Source organism: Acidithiobacillus sp. TH-A117 (genome assembly GCF_057473465.1).
The window spans coordinates 56,867-71,327 of sequence record NZ_JBYCKQ010000040.1 but is presented as its reverse complement, the minus strand read 5'-3'; the positions used below and the strand labels follow the sequence as shown (position 1 = coordinate 71,327).

General features: G+C 54.1%; 13 protein-coding genes, 2 tRNA genes and 1 pseudogene. 4 read left to right on the top strand and 12 right to left on the bottom strand.

The features are described 5' to 3' along the window. Positions 1–64: 64 nt before the first annotated feature. From AC2VLR_RS10045 to AC2VLR_RS10030, 4 genes are all read right to left on the bottom strand, one after another. Positions 65–139: transfer RNA gene (locus tag AC2VLR_RS10045), tRNA-Gly, on the bottom strand. 21 nt (positions 140–160) lie between these two features. Further along, entirely contained in the window at positions 161–748 is a 588-nt protein-coding gene (pgsA, locus tag AC2VLR_RS10040) for a CDP-diacylglycerol--glycerol-3-phosphate 3-phosphatidyltransferase (RefSeq protein WP_486882005.1), read from the bottom strand. A gap of 15 nt (positions 749–763) precedes the next feature. Then, complete coding sequence (gene uvrC, locus AC2VLR_RS10035) at positions 764–2,629, bottom strand: excinuclease ABC subunit UvrC (protein WP_486882004.1); 1,866 nt, start codon at positions 2,627–2,629, stop codon at positions 764–766. 8 nt (positions 2,630–2,637) lie between these two features. Beyond that, positions 2,638–2,955, bottom strand: a complete 318-nt coding sequence (locus AC2VLR_RS10030) for a gamma-butyrobetaine hydroxylase family protein (protein WP_486882003.1) — start codon at positions 2,953–2,955, stop codon at positions 2,638–2,640. A 91-nt stretch (positions 2,956–3,046) separates the two neighbouring features. Here AC2VLR_RS10030 and efp point away from each other — a divergent pair, with 91 nt between their 5' ends. Next, a complete protein-coding gene (efp, locus tag AC2VLR_RS10025) occupies positions 3,047–3,607 on the top strand; it encodes an elongation factor P (protein WP_215842416.1) in 561 nt (186 codons plus the stop codon). 36 nt (positions 3,608–3,643) lie between these two features. Here the strand turns inward: efp and AC2VLR_RS10020 are convergent, their stop codons facing one another. The 7 genes and pseudogenes from AC2VLR_RS10020 to AC2VLR_RS09990 form a co-directional block, all read right to left on the bottom strand. Next, the gene (locus tag AC2VLR_RS10020) at positions 3,644–4,006 is read right to left on the bottom strand and encodes a septum formation initiator family protein (protein WP_486882002.1); all 363 of its coding nucleotides are present in this window, start codon (positions 4,004–4,006) and stop codon (positions 3,644–3,646) included. Positions 4,007–4,066: 60 nt separating this feature from the next. Further along, complete coding sequence (gene eno / locus AC2VLR_RS10015; RefSeq protein ID WP_486882001.1) at positions 4,067–5,347, bottom strand: phosphopyruvate hydratase; 1,281 nt, start codon at positions 5,345–5,347, stop codon at positions 4,067–4,069. Further along, positions 5,344–6,188 (bottom strand): annotated as a pseudogene (kdsA, locus tag AC2VLR_RS10010) (3-deoxy-8-phosphooctulonate synthase). The gene eno and the pseudogene kdsA overlap by 4 nt, the downstream one beginning before the upstream one ends. Then, positions 6,185–7,816 (bottom strand): CTP synthase, encoded by a 1,632-nt coding sequence (gene pyrG, locus AC2VLR_RS10005; protein WP_486882000.1) that lies wholly within the window; start codon positions 7,814–7,816, stop codon positions 6,185–6,187. Before pyrG ends, kdsA begins: the two are co-directional and overlap by 4 nt. Positions 7,817–7,969: 153 nt before the next feature. Further along, positions 7,970–9,013: an NAD(P)-dependent alcohol dehydrogenase gene (locus tag AC2VLR_RS10000; protein WP_486881999.1), complete on the bottom strand. Its 1,044-nt coding sequence runs from the start codon at positions 9,011–9,013 to the stop codon at positions 7,970–7,972. Then, a complete protein-coding gene (locus AC2VLR_RS09995) occupies positions 9,010–9,714 on the bottom strand; it encodes a cupin domain-containing protein (RefSeq protein WP_486881998.1) in 705 nt (234 codons plus the stop codon). Before AC2VLR_RS09995 ends, AC2VLR_RS10000 begins: the two co-directional genes overlap by 4 nt. 90 nt (positions 9,715–9,804) lie before the next feature. Continuing rightward, positions 9,805–11,112: an arsenic transporter gene (locus tag AC2VLR_RS09990; protein WP_486881997.1), complete on the bottom strand. Its 1,308-nt coding sequence runs from the start codon at positions 11,110–11,112 to the stop codon at positions 9,805–9,807. Positions 11,113–11,203: 91 nt separating this feature from the next. Here AC2VLR_RS09990 and AC2VLR_RS09985 point away from each other — a divergent pair, with 91 nt between their 5' ends. Then, positions 11,204–11,569, top strand: a complete 366-nt coding sequence (locus AC2VLR_RS09985) for an ArsR/SmtB family transcription factor (protein WP_486881996.1) — start codon at positions 11,204–11,206, stop codon at positions 11,567–11,569. Further along, entirely contained in the window at positions 11,556–12,050 is a 495-nt protein-coding gene (locus tag AC2VLR_RS09980; protein ID WP_486881994.1) for an arsenate reductase ArsC, read from the top strand. The genes AC2VLR_RS09985 and AC2VLR_RS09980 overlap by 14 nt, the downstream gene beginning before the upstream one ends. A gap of 73 nt (positions 12,051–12,123) precedes the next feature. On the opposite strand, the gene uvrB is transcribed toward AC2VLR_RS09980, so the two are convergent. After that, positions 12,124–14,151 carry an excinuclease ABC subunit UvrB gene (gene uvrB, locus AC2VLR_RS09975; protein WP_486881993.1) on the bottom strand — a complete coding sequence of 676 codons (2,028 nt, stop codon included), beginning with the start codon at positions 14,149–14,151 and terminating at the stop codon, positions 12,124–12,126. Between the two features lie 124 nt (positions 14,152–14,275). Here uvrB and AC2VLR_RS09970 point away from each other — a divergent pair. Continuing rightward, positions 14,276–14,352 (top strand) — tRNA-Arg (locus tag AC2VLR_RS09970). Positions 14,353–14,461: the final 109 nt, after the last annotated feature.

The window sequence follows — 14,461 nt, the reverse complement described above, 5'->3', positions numbered from 1 at the left end:
AAGGAGCCGAAGCTCCTTTTTTCAATGACCTATAGACCCCAGTAGAAGTCTGTGGATCAAAATTTGGAGCGGGAAACGAGGCTCGAACTCGCGACCCCAACCTTGGCAAGGTTGTGCTCTACCACTGAGCTATTCCCGCATGAGCGCAAAGATAAAGGGATCAACTTTCCTTGTCAAGGTCAACGCCATGGGCCATCAGACTTGGCCAGGCAGCCCGCAGATAACCCAGCATGCTCCACAGGGTCATGAAAGCCGCAATAACCAGGAGGACAATCCCCAGGGTTCGTGCCGAAAGCCCCAGCAGGGGCTCGCGATAGACCAACAACAAAATAGCCAGCATTTGCGTTGTGGCCTTGGCCTTGCCCAGCCACGACACCGCCACTTTCTTGCGCTCACCCAGCTCTGCCATCCATTCCCGCAGAGCGGAGACGGTTATCTCCCGGCCCACAATCACACTGATCAGAATGCCTGCCAGCAAGGGCGGCATCTCCCGCGAGGAGGCAATCAATATCAGAGCCGTTACCACCATGATTTTGTCCGCTACCGGATCGAGGAAGGTCCCAAAGGGAGACACTCCCTGATAGCGCCGCGCCAGGTAACCGTCTGCCCAGTCAGTGATAGCCGCAACCGCAAAAACTGCGGTGGCTGCATAGGTGCGTGCTTCCCCGCCCCAGTAAAACAAGGCCACAAAAATGGGCACCAGCAAAATGCGGAGAATAGTCAGATAATTGGGTAAACGCTTTATCACAGTCCGCTGGCTTCCTTAATGAAAATGCTCGTAAATACGTTGGGCCAATTCCTGATGAATACCCCCCACTCTTTGCAGATCTTCCAAACCGGCATCGCGAATGCCCTTCAGCCCACCAAAAGCCCGCAGCAAGGCAATGCGGCGCTTGGGGCCAATACCGTCAATATGATCAAGCTCAGAGTCTTGCCGGGTTTTGGCGCGCCTGGCACGATGTCCGGTAATCGCAAAGCGATGGGCCTCATCCCTGATTTCCTGAATCACCAGCAAGGCTGGATCATCCGGCGGTAATTGCCGCGCATCTGCCCAGCCAGACACATGCAACAGCTCCATACCCGGGCGCCGCGTTGTCCCTTTGGAAACCCCGCAGAGCTGTATCTGATCAATTTCCAGCAGAGCCAGGGCGGCCTCAGCACGAGCCAACTGTCCCGGTCCACCGTCTATCAGGACGATCTCCGGCAGGGCCAACCCCTCTTTTTTGAGACGACCGTAGCGACGATAAACCGCTTGCTCGATGGCCGCATAATCATCTCCACCCGTGACATCGCGGATATTGAAACGACGATAAGCATCCTTCATGGCGCCATCTTCACCGAAAACCACACAGGAGGCTACCGCCGCCTCACCACGGGTATGGCTGATATCAAAACATTCCACTCTCTGAGGTAATTCCGGGAGTTCAAAAAATTCCTGCAGCAGCAACATCCTTCTCCGTCCGGCGCTGGCTTGCTGGCCGCGCTGACGCAAGGCACTCAGGGCATTGGTCTGGGCCATGGCCATCCAGCGCTTACGGGGCCCCCGCTGCGGCGCATCCATCGCTACTTTATGCCCTGTATGGGTCATGAGTGCTTCGGTGACTGCAGCACAGTTTCGAGGCAGCACATTGACCAGCAAATTCCCCGGAATATCCTTGTTAGTATAGAACTGCATGAGGAAACCAGCCATGACATCGGGTCCGCGCAGGTCTTCGGCATGCTGAGGAAACAAGGAACGACCACCCAACTGCCTTCCGTTGCGAATAAAACTAATGAAAATCACCCATTGCCCATTTTCCTGAAGCAGTGCAATCACATCAAAATCACCGCCACCGGCCTGGGCCACATACTGACGTTCCTGAATTTTTGACAAGGCGGCAATCTGATCCCGGCGCCGGGCCGCTTCTTCAAAATTCAGCTGCTCTGCGGCTTGCTGCATCCGCTCTCCAAGATTGCGAATGGCTTCATCACTGCGTCCTTCCAGAAAACGTATGGTATCACTCACATCCTGCGCGTAATCCTCGGCAAGAATATGCCCGACACAGGGGCCACTGCAGCGTTGGATCTGATATTGCAGACAGGCCCGACTGCGATTGCGGAAGGTATGCTCTTCGCAGGTGCGCAGACGAAAGGCTTTTTGCAGTAATACCATGCTTTCACGCAAGGCAGTCACGGCGGGATAGGGACCAAAATATTGGCCTTTTTGTTTTTGTGCGCCACGATGCAGACGCATGGGCGGGAAAGGTTCAGCCGACGCAATTAACAAATACGGATAACTTTTATCATCGCGCAATAAAATATTATAGGGGGGATGATGGCGCTTGATGAGGTTGGCCTCCAGCACCAGGGCCTCTGTTTCCGTATGGGTAACCAACACCTCGACTCGCTGCACCTGCGCCAGCATGGCCAGGGTTTTGGGACTATGACGCTGCTTCTGGAAATACGAACTCACCCGGCGTTTCAAATTGCGGGCTTTACCCACATAAAGTAAACGCCGACCCTTGCCATACATCTGATAAATACCGGGATGGCTGGTCAGGGTGCGCAAAAAACCCGACAGATCAAAAGGTTCTTCTGAATCGGCTAGCGCTTGCGCCGGTTTTTCAGGAAGATTCTGGGTCATCATCATACCGGCATTTACTGTACACCCGCCGCCTGTGCGTCCAGTCGCCGCAAGTATTCCCAGGTAAAAATCCCGGTGCTGTGACCATCACTGAAGTGAATCTGGATGGCATAATTACCGACCGGCAACACATCCACAATGCTCACTTCCTCCTTGCCGGTAATCACCTGCGCCTCATCAGGAGTATGCCCCTTGCATTCTGCACAGGGACACTCCACCCGCAGATGCTCAAAGGATAGTTGGCTGGTATGGCCATCGGCCCAATCAATTTCCATGATCCGGCTGATCATCAGCGGACGAATTTCCAGGGGCTGGGTATGGGCGTCAGACATATAAAAACCTCGCAAGGACCGCTCTGGTCATCAATAAGCCTCTAGGGTACAATTCACGCCCTCTAAAGGGAATGCCTACAAGGATGATGGTATGAAGATTTCCGCCTTTGATATTCGCCCAGGCAATATTCTGGAGCACGAAAAGGGGCTTTGGCGTGTACTCAAAACCGATTTTGTGAAGCCTGGCAAGGGTGGGGCTTTTGTCCAGGTCGAAATGAAAAATATCGAGACCGGCACCAAATCCAATACCCGCTTCCGCTCCGGCGAAACCATGGAAAAAGCGGTAGTAGAAGCCCGAACCATGCAATATTTGTATGCCGATGCTACCGGCTATGTATTTATGGATAACGAAAGTTTCGAGCAATCCATTCTGAGTGAGGATCTGCTGGAAGGCCAAACCGGCTATCTTCTGCCCAACACCGAAATCCAGGTCAATCTGCACAATGATCGCCCCATTGGCGTGGAACTTCCTTCGGTCGTGGTGCTGGAAGTGACCGAAGCGGACCCGGCCATCAAGGGCCAGACGGCCACAGGTTCCTACAAATCCGCGCGGATGGAAACAGGCATTACGGTGATGGTGCCGCAATTTGTGAATTCCGGCGAGAAAATCCGGGTAAATACCACAGATGGCACGTATATAGATCGAGCCTGACCGAACTGCATCCCCTGACAGGGATGTGGATTAATTTCAGGAAACTTCAACAGGTGCAGAAGCGGTATTCCGGGATTTCGCAGGGATGACCCAGACAAAAATCTCCCCTTTACTGACCATGCCTAAATGCCGCCGAGCCAGTTCTTCCACGGCACGATCACCGCTTTGTAAACTGACGACCTTGGCTTCCAGTTGATCATTGCGGGTTTCCAGCTTTTTCAAAACTACCATCCGGGTATCCAGCTTCTCGTGTAATTCACCGACATTCAGCCAGCTACCGGTCCCGAACCAAAGGGGATATTGCAGAGCACAGAGGGCGGCAAGCAACATAAAGTCGATCAGGCGCATTTCTGATTTTGCCACATTCACCTTGGCTTTGAACTGCGCCCAATCCCACATACTGAAATAATCTCCGAAATATGACAGGCGCTGCTATCCAGCGCCTTAATAACTATCCTTTTAGTCGAGATTATAAAAAGTTGCAAGTCCTGGATAACGGGCTACCTCGCCTAATTCTTCTTCAATACGCAAAAGACGATTATATTTGGCCACCCGATCGGTACGTGACAAAGAACCGGTTTTAATTTGCCCACAGCCGGTGGCTACCGCCACATCCGCGAGAGTCGTATCTTCGGTTTCGCCGGAACGGTGGGAAACAATTGCGGTATAACTATGGGTCTTGGCCATTTCAATAGCCGCGAGGGTTTCTGATAAGGTGCCGATCTGATTGAGCTTTATGAGAATGCTATTACCTACGCCACGCTCAATACCTTCGCGCAGGATGCTGGTGTTAGTCACAAAAATATCATCACCTACCAGTTGCAAACGATCTCCCAAACGGTCCGTCAGGGTAATCCAGCCTTCCCAGTCATTTTGATCCATACCATCTTCAATGCTGATGAGCGGATAACGGTCCGCAAGCGCCGCCAGATAATCGACAAATTCGGCGCTGCTCAGATCGCGTTTTTCACTGGCAAGATGATAACGACCATCGTGGTAAAACTCACTGGATGCCACGTCCATGCCCAACCAGATATCCTTGCCGGGCTGATAACCGGCCTGGGCAATAGCATCCATCAACAGCTCCAGAGCCGCCTCGTTGGAAGGCAGGTTGGGGGCGAAACCGCCTTCATCACCTACAGTAGTAGCCAGACCCTTTTTCTGCAGTACAGCCTTGAGGCTGTGAAACACTTCCACACCCATCTGCAAGGCTTCGGAAAAAGATTCAGCCCCCGCAGGAATCAGCATGAATTCCTGCATATCCACATCATTATCGGCATGGGCTCCGCCGTTGATGACATTCATCATGGGCACCGGCAATTGTATCGGACCCAAGCCGCCTATATACCGATAGAGAGGCTGTCCGGCGGCGTGGGCTGCCGCATGGGCCGTAGCCAGGGAAACACTCAAAATGGCATTGGCACCCAGGCGTGACTTGTTTTCGCTGCCGTCCAGCGCGCACATGGCAGCATCCAGATATTCCTGGTCTTCGGCCTCCATACCCAACAGAGCATCCTGAATTTCACCATTCACATGTTCTACGGCTTTGCGCACCCCTTTGCCGCCATAACGGGAACCACCATCCCGCAACTCCATGGCTTCACGCTCGCCCGTCGATGCCCCGCTGGGAACAATGGCGCGGCCCATGGCACCATTTTCCAGATGCACCTCTGCTTCTACCGTGGGATTACCACGCGAATCCAGTACTTCACGACCTTGAATGCGAACGATGGCGCTCATATTAATTCCTCGGGATGATTTTCAGGGAAGTCTTGGGCTTTGACCAACTGGTCAATATGTTTGAGGGTCCGTAGCAGATTTTCCATATGTCCCAGCGGCCAGGCGTTGGGTCCATCGGAAAGCGCTTCAGCAGGACGGGGATGGGTTTCCATGAACAGTCCGGAAATACCGGCGGCTACGGCGGCTCTGGCCAGCACCGGCACAAACTCGCGCTGTCCACCCGAACGATCCCCCTGCCCGCCCGGCAGCTGCACAGAATGGGTGGCATCAAAAACCACCGGACACCCGGTCTGGCGCATCACCGCCAGGGAGCGCATATCCGAAATCAGATTGTTGTAGCCGAAAGAGGCGCCACGTTCACAGACCATGATCTGCGTATTACCCGTCGCCCGGGCCTTATCAGCGACGTGAAGCATATCCCAGGGCGCCAGAAACTGCCCTTTTTTAATATTAACCGGCTTACGGTAGCCGCCACTGCCTGAATAAAATCCGTCTGCCGGCACAAAAAAGCGGGGGTCTGCAACACATCCACCACTTCGGCCACCGCTTGAACATGCTCTTTTTCATGGACATCCGTAATGACCGGCACCCCTAATTCCTGACGCACCTTTTCGAGAATACGCAGGCCTTCTTCCATGCCGGGGCCGCGAAAGCTTTTGCCGGAAGAACGATTGGCCTTATCATAGGAGCTCTTGTATATGAAGGGAATTTCCAGGCGCCGACAAATGTCCCGAAGATTTTCTGCCGTCTGCAAGGCCAGGGTTTCATTTTCAATGGCACAGGGCCCGGCAATCAGAAAAAATGGACGATCCAGTCCCACCTCAAAACCGCAGAGTTTCATGACTGACGCTCCCTTTGGGCCACGGCCGCATTCATGAAGGCATCAAACAATGGATGCCCCTGGCGCGGGTTACTGGTAAATTCCGGATGAAACTGGCACCCCAGAAACCAGGGATGATCGCCCAACTCCACCACTTCCACCAGGGCGCCATCCGCCGAAAAACCGGTATATTGCAAACCTGCCGCAGCCAGAGGCGCGCGGTACCGGTTATTGAACTCGAAGCGATGGCGATGGCGTTCATAAATAGCCGTCTGCGCATAGGCCCTGGCAACCAGGGTACCGGGCTGCAGGGTGCATTCCTGCTCGCCCAGCCGCATCGTCCCGCCGAGATTGCCGCCCTCCTCCCGATATGCCGTGTGGCCTTCAGGGTCTGACCATTCGGTCATCAGGGTAATCACCGGATCGGGAGTTTCCGGATCCAGCTCTGAACTGTTGGCGTTGCTCAGCCCCGCGCAGTGGCGAGCGAACTCCACCACGGCCAACTGCATCCCTAAACAGATACCCAGATAGGGCACCTTGTTTTCCCGGGCATAGCGAATAGCCGTGATTTTTCCCTCCGTACCACGGCCACCGAAGCCTCCCGGGACCAGTACGGCATCGGCATCATTCAGCATGGCCGTGCCCTGGGTTTCAATGTCTTCGGCATCCACATACAAAAAGCGTACTTTGCGCCGCATTCGTAACCCGGCGTGCAACAAGGCTTCCGCCAGGGATTTGTAGGATTCGGTCAGGCCGACATATTTACCCACCAGGGCAATGACCACCTCACCCCGGGGATTTTCCAGGGCATGAATGATACCTTGCCAAACCCCGAGATCGGGCGCGGGCGCCTGCAAGCCCAGATCCTGTAAAACCAGATCATCCAGTCCCTGATCATGGAACAGCAAAGGCAGACGATAAATGCTGTCCGTATCAATGGCGGAAATCACCGCTTTTTCGGTGAGATTGGAAAACAAGGCGATTTTGGCGCGATGATCTTCGGGAATGGGACGATCAGCGCGACACAACAATACATCCGGCTGAATACCGATGGCCCGCAATTCCCGCACCGAGTGCTGGGTCGGCTTAGTTTTCATTTCACCCGCAGAAGGCAGATAGGGAACCAAGGTCAGATGCATGAAGAGGGTATTTCCGCGTCCCTCCTCTACGGCCATCTGCCGGATCGCTTCGAGAAAGGGCTGGGACTCAATGTCACCCACAGTTCCACCGATTTCCACCAGAGCCACATCCGCATCATCCGCACCAATCCGGATACGGCGCTTGATTTCATCGGTGACATGGGGGATTACCTGCACGGTTCGCCCCAGATAATCCCCGCGCCGCTCTTTTTCGATGACCGTCTGATACACCAGACCCGTGGTGAAATTGTTCCGCTTGGTCATGCGGGTCGAGATGAAGCGCTCGTAATGTCCTAAATCCAGGTCGGTTTCAGCACCATCGGCAGTGACAAATACTTCGCCGTGTTGAAAGGGGCTCATGGTTCCCGGATCCACATTGATATACGGATCCAGCTTCAACATGGTCACCTTGAGGCCACGCGCCTCCAGCAATGCAGCCAGAGCCGCGCCGGCTGCACCTTTGCCCAACGAAGAAACCACACCACCTGTCACGAAAATGTATTTGCTCATAGGTCTCGAAGTGCACGCGCTTGATGCAGTGCATGGTAGCCAATTCGGGCCTACGGCACAACGCGAAGAATTACCCGGAAAGGGAGAAGACAACAGTTTGACCGGAGTATGGCTAGCATCCACACCCCGGTTGTTTACGGCGAGGAATATGGACTACTGCAAGGTAGCCATATCAATGACAAAACGGTATTTCACGTCGCTTTTCAGCATCCGTTCGTAGGCGGTATTGATGTACTCCATGGGGATCATTTCAATGTCTGAACCAATCCCATGTTCCGCACAAAAGTCCAGCATTTCCTGGGTTTCCTGAATGCCACCAATCAATGAACCTGCCAGTTGCCGACGTTTGGCAATGAGGTTGAACACGGCTGGAGAGGGATGGGGTTCAGCAGGTACCCCCACCAGGGTCATGGTGCCATCCCGCTGCAAAAGGCTGAGGAAAGCATCGAGATCATGAGAAGCCGCGACGGTATTGAGAATAAAATCAAAACTATTGGCATGTTTTGCCATCTGCTCGGGAGCGGTGGATATACATACCTCATCTGCACCCAATCGCTTGCCATCTTCGATCTTGCCGGGTGAGGTGGTAAACAGCACAACGTGCGCGCCCATGGCGTGGGCCAGTTTGACCCCCATGTGACCCAAGCCCCCCAGACCGACAATACCCACTTTTTTGCCCGGGCCGACTTTCCAGTGACGCAGAGGGGAGTAGGTGGTAATGCCAGCACAGAGCAGCGGCGCCACGCTGGCGAGATCCTTGGCTTCGTGCCGGACTTTCAGCACAAAAGATTCCTTGACGACAATGCTTTGGGAATAACCACCATAGGTATTTTCCCCGCCGAACATGGGACCGTTGTAGGTGCCGGTAAAACCGTTTTCGCAATATTGTTCATCGCCATCGTGGCAGGAGCTGCAATGACCACAACTGTCGACCATACATCCCACACCGGCATAGTCTCCTATCTTGAAATTTTTGACCTGATCACCAACGGCCACTACCTTGCCAACAATTTCGTGACCGGGAACCGATGGATAAAGGGTGTTATGCCATTCATTGCGGGCCGTGTGCAGATCGGAATGACAAACCCCACAATACAGAATCTCTATTTTGATATCTTCCGGACCCGGCTCGCGCCTTTCAATGTCGTGTGGGGCCAAAGGGCTGGTGGAAGATTGGGCTGCGTAAGCTTTTATCATGCTATCTCCTTGTTCGTGTGTACTTGAGAGGCATCCTCCGGAAAAGGCAGGTGCCCGGTTTTGACCAGTATCAGACAACCCTCCTTGCTGAAAGGTTGATGTTGACTGCCGTGCGGGCTGCGCATCCAGGTTCCGGCGGGATACTGCCCATGCTCATCGGCAAATGTCCCCTCCAAAACGAGGATTTCCTCACCGCCATAATGGCGATGGGGCTGAAAATAAGTGTCCGGCTGCCAGCGTACCAGGGCCGTATGTTCGCCTTCAAAATCGGCCAGGGGTAACACCGTCAGCCCATCTACCAGCCCGGGAGACCAGCGTGCTTCCGCCATATTGATGCGTACCGGCTGCAAATCCCGAGGATTGAAATGACGTAACTTTACAAAAAGGATACAGCCTTCTTGCGAATAGGGTGCATGGGCAGAGCCTGGCGGGTTGCGAATATAGGTTCCAGGACCATAGCTTCCGGTGCTGTCAGAAAATGTCCCCACCAGTACAAAAATCTCTTCCCCGAGAGGATGCGTATGTTCGGGAAAATGGGCACCCGCCGCATAACGCACCACGGAAGTCGCCCGCGCCTGCTCTGCACCATCGCGCTCCAGCAAACGTCGCTCGATGCCCTCTGCCGGTGAACCTTGCCAGGGCAAGTCCGGAGTATACAGAACAACAGGCTGCGACCAATCGGTATTGAGCTGCATCATCATCTCCTGTTATTACATACCGTCTGGTTGGTATAAATTTTAGGAAATGATGACCTCCGCGTCAAGCTGTCGACATGGCAGAGGCATCCTCTGCTATATGTGCGGTAGCCACCAGGCGAGCATCAGCAAGGTTAGGAACAATACCGGCGGGGTGACGAGCAAACCGGTTTTCATATACTGTCCCCAGCTTACGGTCACGCCTTTGCGGCTGAGTACGTGCAACCAGAGCAAGGTCGCGAGACTCCCGATAGGCGTGAATTTCGGCCCCAGATCACAGCCGATGATATTGGCATAAATCATGATTTCCCGCAGCATGGGATCTGCCGTGGCGGGCAGGTGATGGATTGCCAGCGCGCCCACCAGCACCGCAGGCATGTTGTTCATGATGGAAGACAGCAGTGCTGCCATAAAACCTGTACCCAAGGCCGCTACTACGGGACCATGCTGGGCGAAATCATGCAGGGCGATGGTCACATAATGGGTCAGGCCCGCATTGCGCAAACCATAGACCACCAGGTACATGCCCAGACTGAAAACCACAATGGCCCAGGGGGCCTCGCGCAGCACTTTGCGCACTGGAATTTGCGTGCCCCGCCCGCCCTGAAACCAGCGTCCTGCCAGAATCAGCATGATCAGCGCCCCACTACCCGTAACTACCGAAACGGGCACATTCCAGTGTGCCGTCACAAAATAGGCTACCAGCAACAAAATCAGCACCGGAAAACTGGCACGAAATACCACTGGGTCTTTGATGACCGAAGCGGGAGCCGGTAAATGCGCCGTAGGATAGCTGCCCGGCACGCTGCGCCGGAAATACAGCCAGAGCACGCCCAGAGTAGCCAGCAAGGCCACTCCATCTACGGGAACCATGACCGCCGCATAGCGGGAAAAGGTGATATTAAAATAGTTGGCGCTGACGATATTCACCAAATTGGAAATCATCAAAGGTAAACTGGTGGTGTCCGCGACAAATCCGGTAGCAATAATAAAAGCAAAAGTCGCCTTCGCTGAAAAATCCAGACGCAGGAGAATCGCCATGACAATCGGTGTCAGCAGCAAAGCAGCGCCATCATTGGCAAATACCGCAGCAATACAGGCCCCCAACAACACGATCAGCACAAACAGCAGTCGCCCCTGCCCGCCTCCCCAGCGGGCCACATAGAGGGCCGCCCAGTGGAAAAATCCGGCTTCATCAAGAATCAGGGAAATAATAATCAGGGCCACAAAGGTAAAGGTCGCATCCCAGACAATATGCCAGACAATGGGGATATCGGACCAGGTGATGACTCCCGTCGCCAGAGCCACCACTGCTCCACCCATGGCACTCCAGCCAATGCTCAACCCCTTGGGTTGCCAGATGACCAGAATCAGGGTCACTAGAAAGATGATTATGGCCAGCATGGTGGCATACTCCGCAGTATTGAAATTGACGCCAGTCTTGACGAGGCGCCCTTACTTGTCAATACTGCAAGAAATGTTCTTGGGTTGAATCATGGAAATTTCAAAACAAACTGCTAATGTTGTTCATCAACTGGAATCTCTGGCCTCTCCCGTGCGTCTGGAAATTTTTCGTCTTCTGGTGGAGCAGGAACCCAAGGGACTGGTTTCCGGAGAGATTGCCGAGCATCTGCAGCAACCTCACAACGGTATCTCTTTTCATTTGAAAAGCCTGCAACATGCCGGCCTGGTGACGGTACAACGGGAGGGTCGCTATCAGCGATACCGTGCGGACATGCTCGTGGTGCGGGGATTGGTCGCCTACCTGACCGAAAATTGTTGTCGTGGCACCCGGAATTGTGCCTTACCCCAACCCCTTGAAGAGGCCCTTGAAGAGGAATGTGTTCATGAAGACACCTGAAATCCTGTTTCTATGTACAGGAAACTCCTGTCGATCCATTCTCGCGGAAGTCACCCTCAATGGACTGGCCGCTGCACGCCTGCACGCGACGAGTGCGGGCAGCCATCCTGCCGATTACGTCCACCCGCGCTCCATTCAACTCCTGCAGCAGGAAGGTTTTGCCACGGAAGGTCTGCACAGCAAGTCCTGGGATGACCTCCAGAGCACCCCGGATATTGTCATCACCGTATGTGCCAGTGCTGCCGGGGAAGCCTGCCCTGCCTATCTGGGGTCGGCCCTGCGCGCCCATTGGGGCGTGGACGACCCGGCGAAAGCCACCGGCTCTGAAGCAGAAATCAATGCGGCTTTTCAAAAGGCCTACCACATTCTCCGGACCCGTATTGAAGCCATGCTGAAATTGCCCGTGGCCGAACTGCTCGAAAAAGATCCTGCACAATTAAAGCAGGAGCTGGAACGTATCGGGAAACTGGAAGCCCAATGACGACCACATTTGAAGACCATCCGGCCATGATTCCGACAGCCCGGGATTTATCCTGCTACCGCCCCGCCTAGAGTTAATCCTCTACCAGAGAGACCTCCAGGTCGGTACCCAACAGGCGTTTTTCCAGCTTTTTGATCTCGTCCCGTAATGCTGCCGCCTGCTCAAACTCCAGGTTACGCGCATGACGGTACATGTTTTCTTCCAGCTCCTTGATTTTTTTAGCCACTGCTTTCGGCTCATTGAGCAATTGATAGCTGGTATTTTTTTCGGCCACTTTCGCAGCAGGTTGAGCATTACGCCGATAAACCCCTTCGATGATATCCGCCACCGGCTTCACAATTCCCTTAGGGGTAATATGGTGGGCCTGATTGAATTGCACCTGCTTTTCACGGCGACGATCGGTTTCCCGCATGGCGGCGGCCATGGATTTGGTCACCTGGTCCGCATATAAGATGGCTCGTCCGTGCAGATTGCGTGCGGCCCGGCCGATGGTCTGGATCAGCGACCGCTCCGAGCGCAAAAAGCCCTCCTTGTCGGCATCGAGAATAGCGACCAGCGCCACTTCCGGCATATCCAGCCCCTCGCGCAAGAGGTTGATACCGATGAGCACATCAAAAACACCGGCGCGCAAATCACGAATGATTTCCACCCGTTCGACGGTTTCAATATCCGAGTGCAAGTAACGGCATTTGATACCCAGATCATGTAAATAATCGGTCAAGTCTTCGGCCATGCGCTTGGTCAGCGTCGTTACCAGAATCCGCCAACCACTCCGGATCACGACCTGGATTTCACTGATCAGATCATCTACCTGACCCTTGGCCGGACGCACCTCCACCTCCGGATCCACCAACCCGGTTGGACGCACTACCTGCTCGACGACCTGCCCGGAATGGGTCATCTCATAGGGGCCTGGAGTAGCGGAAATCATCACTGTCTGGGGCATCAAAGCCTCAAACTCGGGAAACATCAAGGGTCGGTTATCCAGGGCAGAGGGCAGGCGAAAACCATATTCCACCAGGGTTTCCTTGCGTGAACGGTCGCCCTTGTACATCCCCCCGAATTGGGGCACGGTGACATGGGATTCATCAATAAACAGTAGTGCATTGGCCGGCAGATAATCCATCAGGGTCGGCGGTGGTTGCCCCGGTGCCCGCCCCGACAGGTAACGGGAATAATTTTCAATCCCCGAGCAGTAGCCCAGTTCGGCCATCATTTCCAGGTCAAAACGGGTGCGCTGTTCCAGGCGCTGAGCTTCTACGAGCTTGTCGGCTTTGCGTAAATCTTCCAAACGCTCGCGCAGTTCCTCCTTGATGCTTTCCAGCGCTTCCAGAATCGTCTCGCGAGGCGTCACATAGTGACTTTTGGGGTAAATGGTGTAACGCGGCAGACGGACGATGGTTTTACCGGTGAGCGGATCAAAAAGGGATACCCGCTCGATTTCGTCCCCGAATAATTCTACCCGCACCGCTTCGTCTTCACTTTCGGCGGGCCAGATATCAATGACGTCACCGTTGACGCGAAAAGTACCGCGCTTCAATTCCAGAGGATTGCGAGAATACTGCATTTCTGCGAGGCGTTGGAGAATGGCACGCTGGTCCATGGCGTCGGATTCCCGCAAATGCAAAATCATGCCATGGTAGGAAGCGGGATCGCCCAAACCATAGATGGCAGAAACGGTGGCTACGATAATGACATCCGGTCTTTCCAGCAGGGCCTTGGTTGCAGAAAGGCGCATCTGCTCGATGTGGTCGTTAATGGAAGCGTCTTTTTCAATAAACGTATCCGAAGACGGCACATAGGCTTCGGGCTGATAATAATCGTAATAGCTGACGAAATATTCCACCGCATTGTGTGGAAAAAAGGCGCGCATCTCCGCATAAAGCTGTGCCGCCAGGGTCTTGTTGGGCGCCATGATGATGGCCGGACGCTGGGTGGCGGCAATGACATTAGCCACCGTAAAGGTTTTACCGGAACCCGTCACCCCCAGCAGGGTCTGAAAAAACTCCCCATCGGTCATGCCCTGCACCAACTGGCGAATGGCCTCTGGCTGGTCGCCCTGGGGCGCGAACTCGCTTTCCAGAATGAAGCGTTTATCCATTTATACCTCCGCAGGAATCATGTATCACTTTGGATAACGTGACATCATTCCATCAAACCTACCCTTCCCTGATGTTGATGCCTACTTTACAATAGTGGGCTTATACAAGCATCCGCTCATTCATGCGCCTGTAGCTCAACTGGATAGAGCAACGGCCTTCTAAGCCGTAGGTCAGGGGTTCGAGTCCCTTCAGGCGCACCATATAAAGCATAAAGTTAGGTAGATTTTGAGGCCCGTTTTTGTGCTGCATTTGGTCTCGCGCTGCACTCGTGCATTGCAGGCACAAATCACTTCGATAGCGGAGCATCCA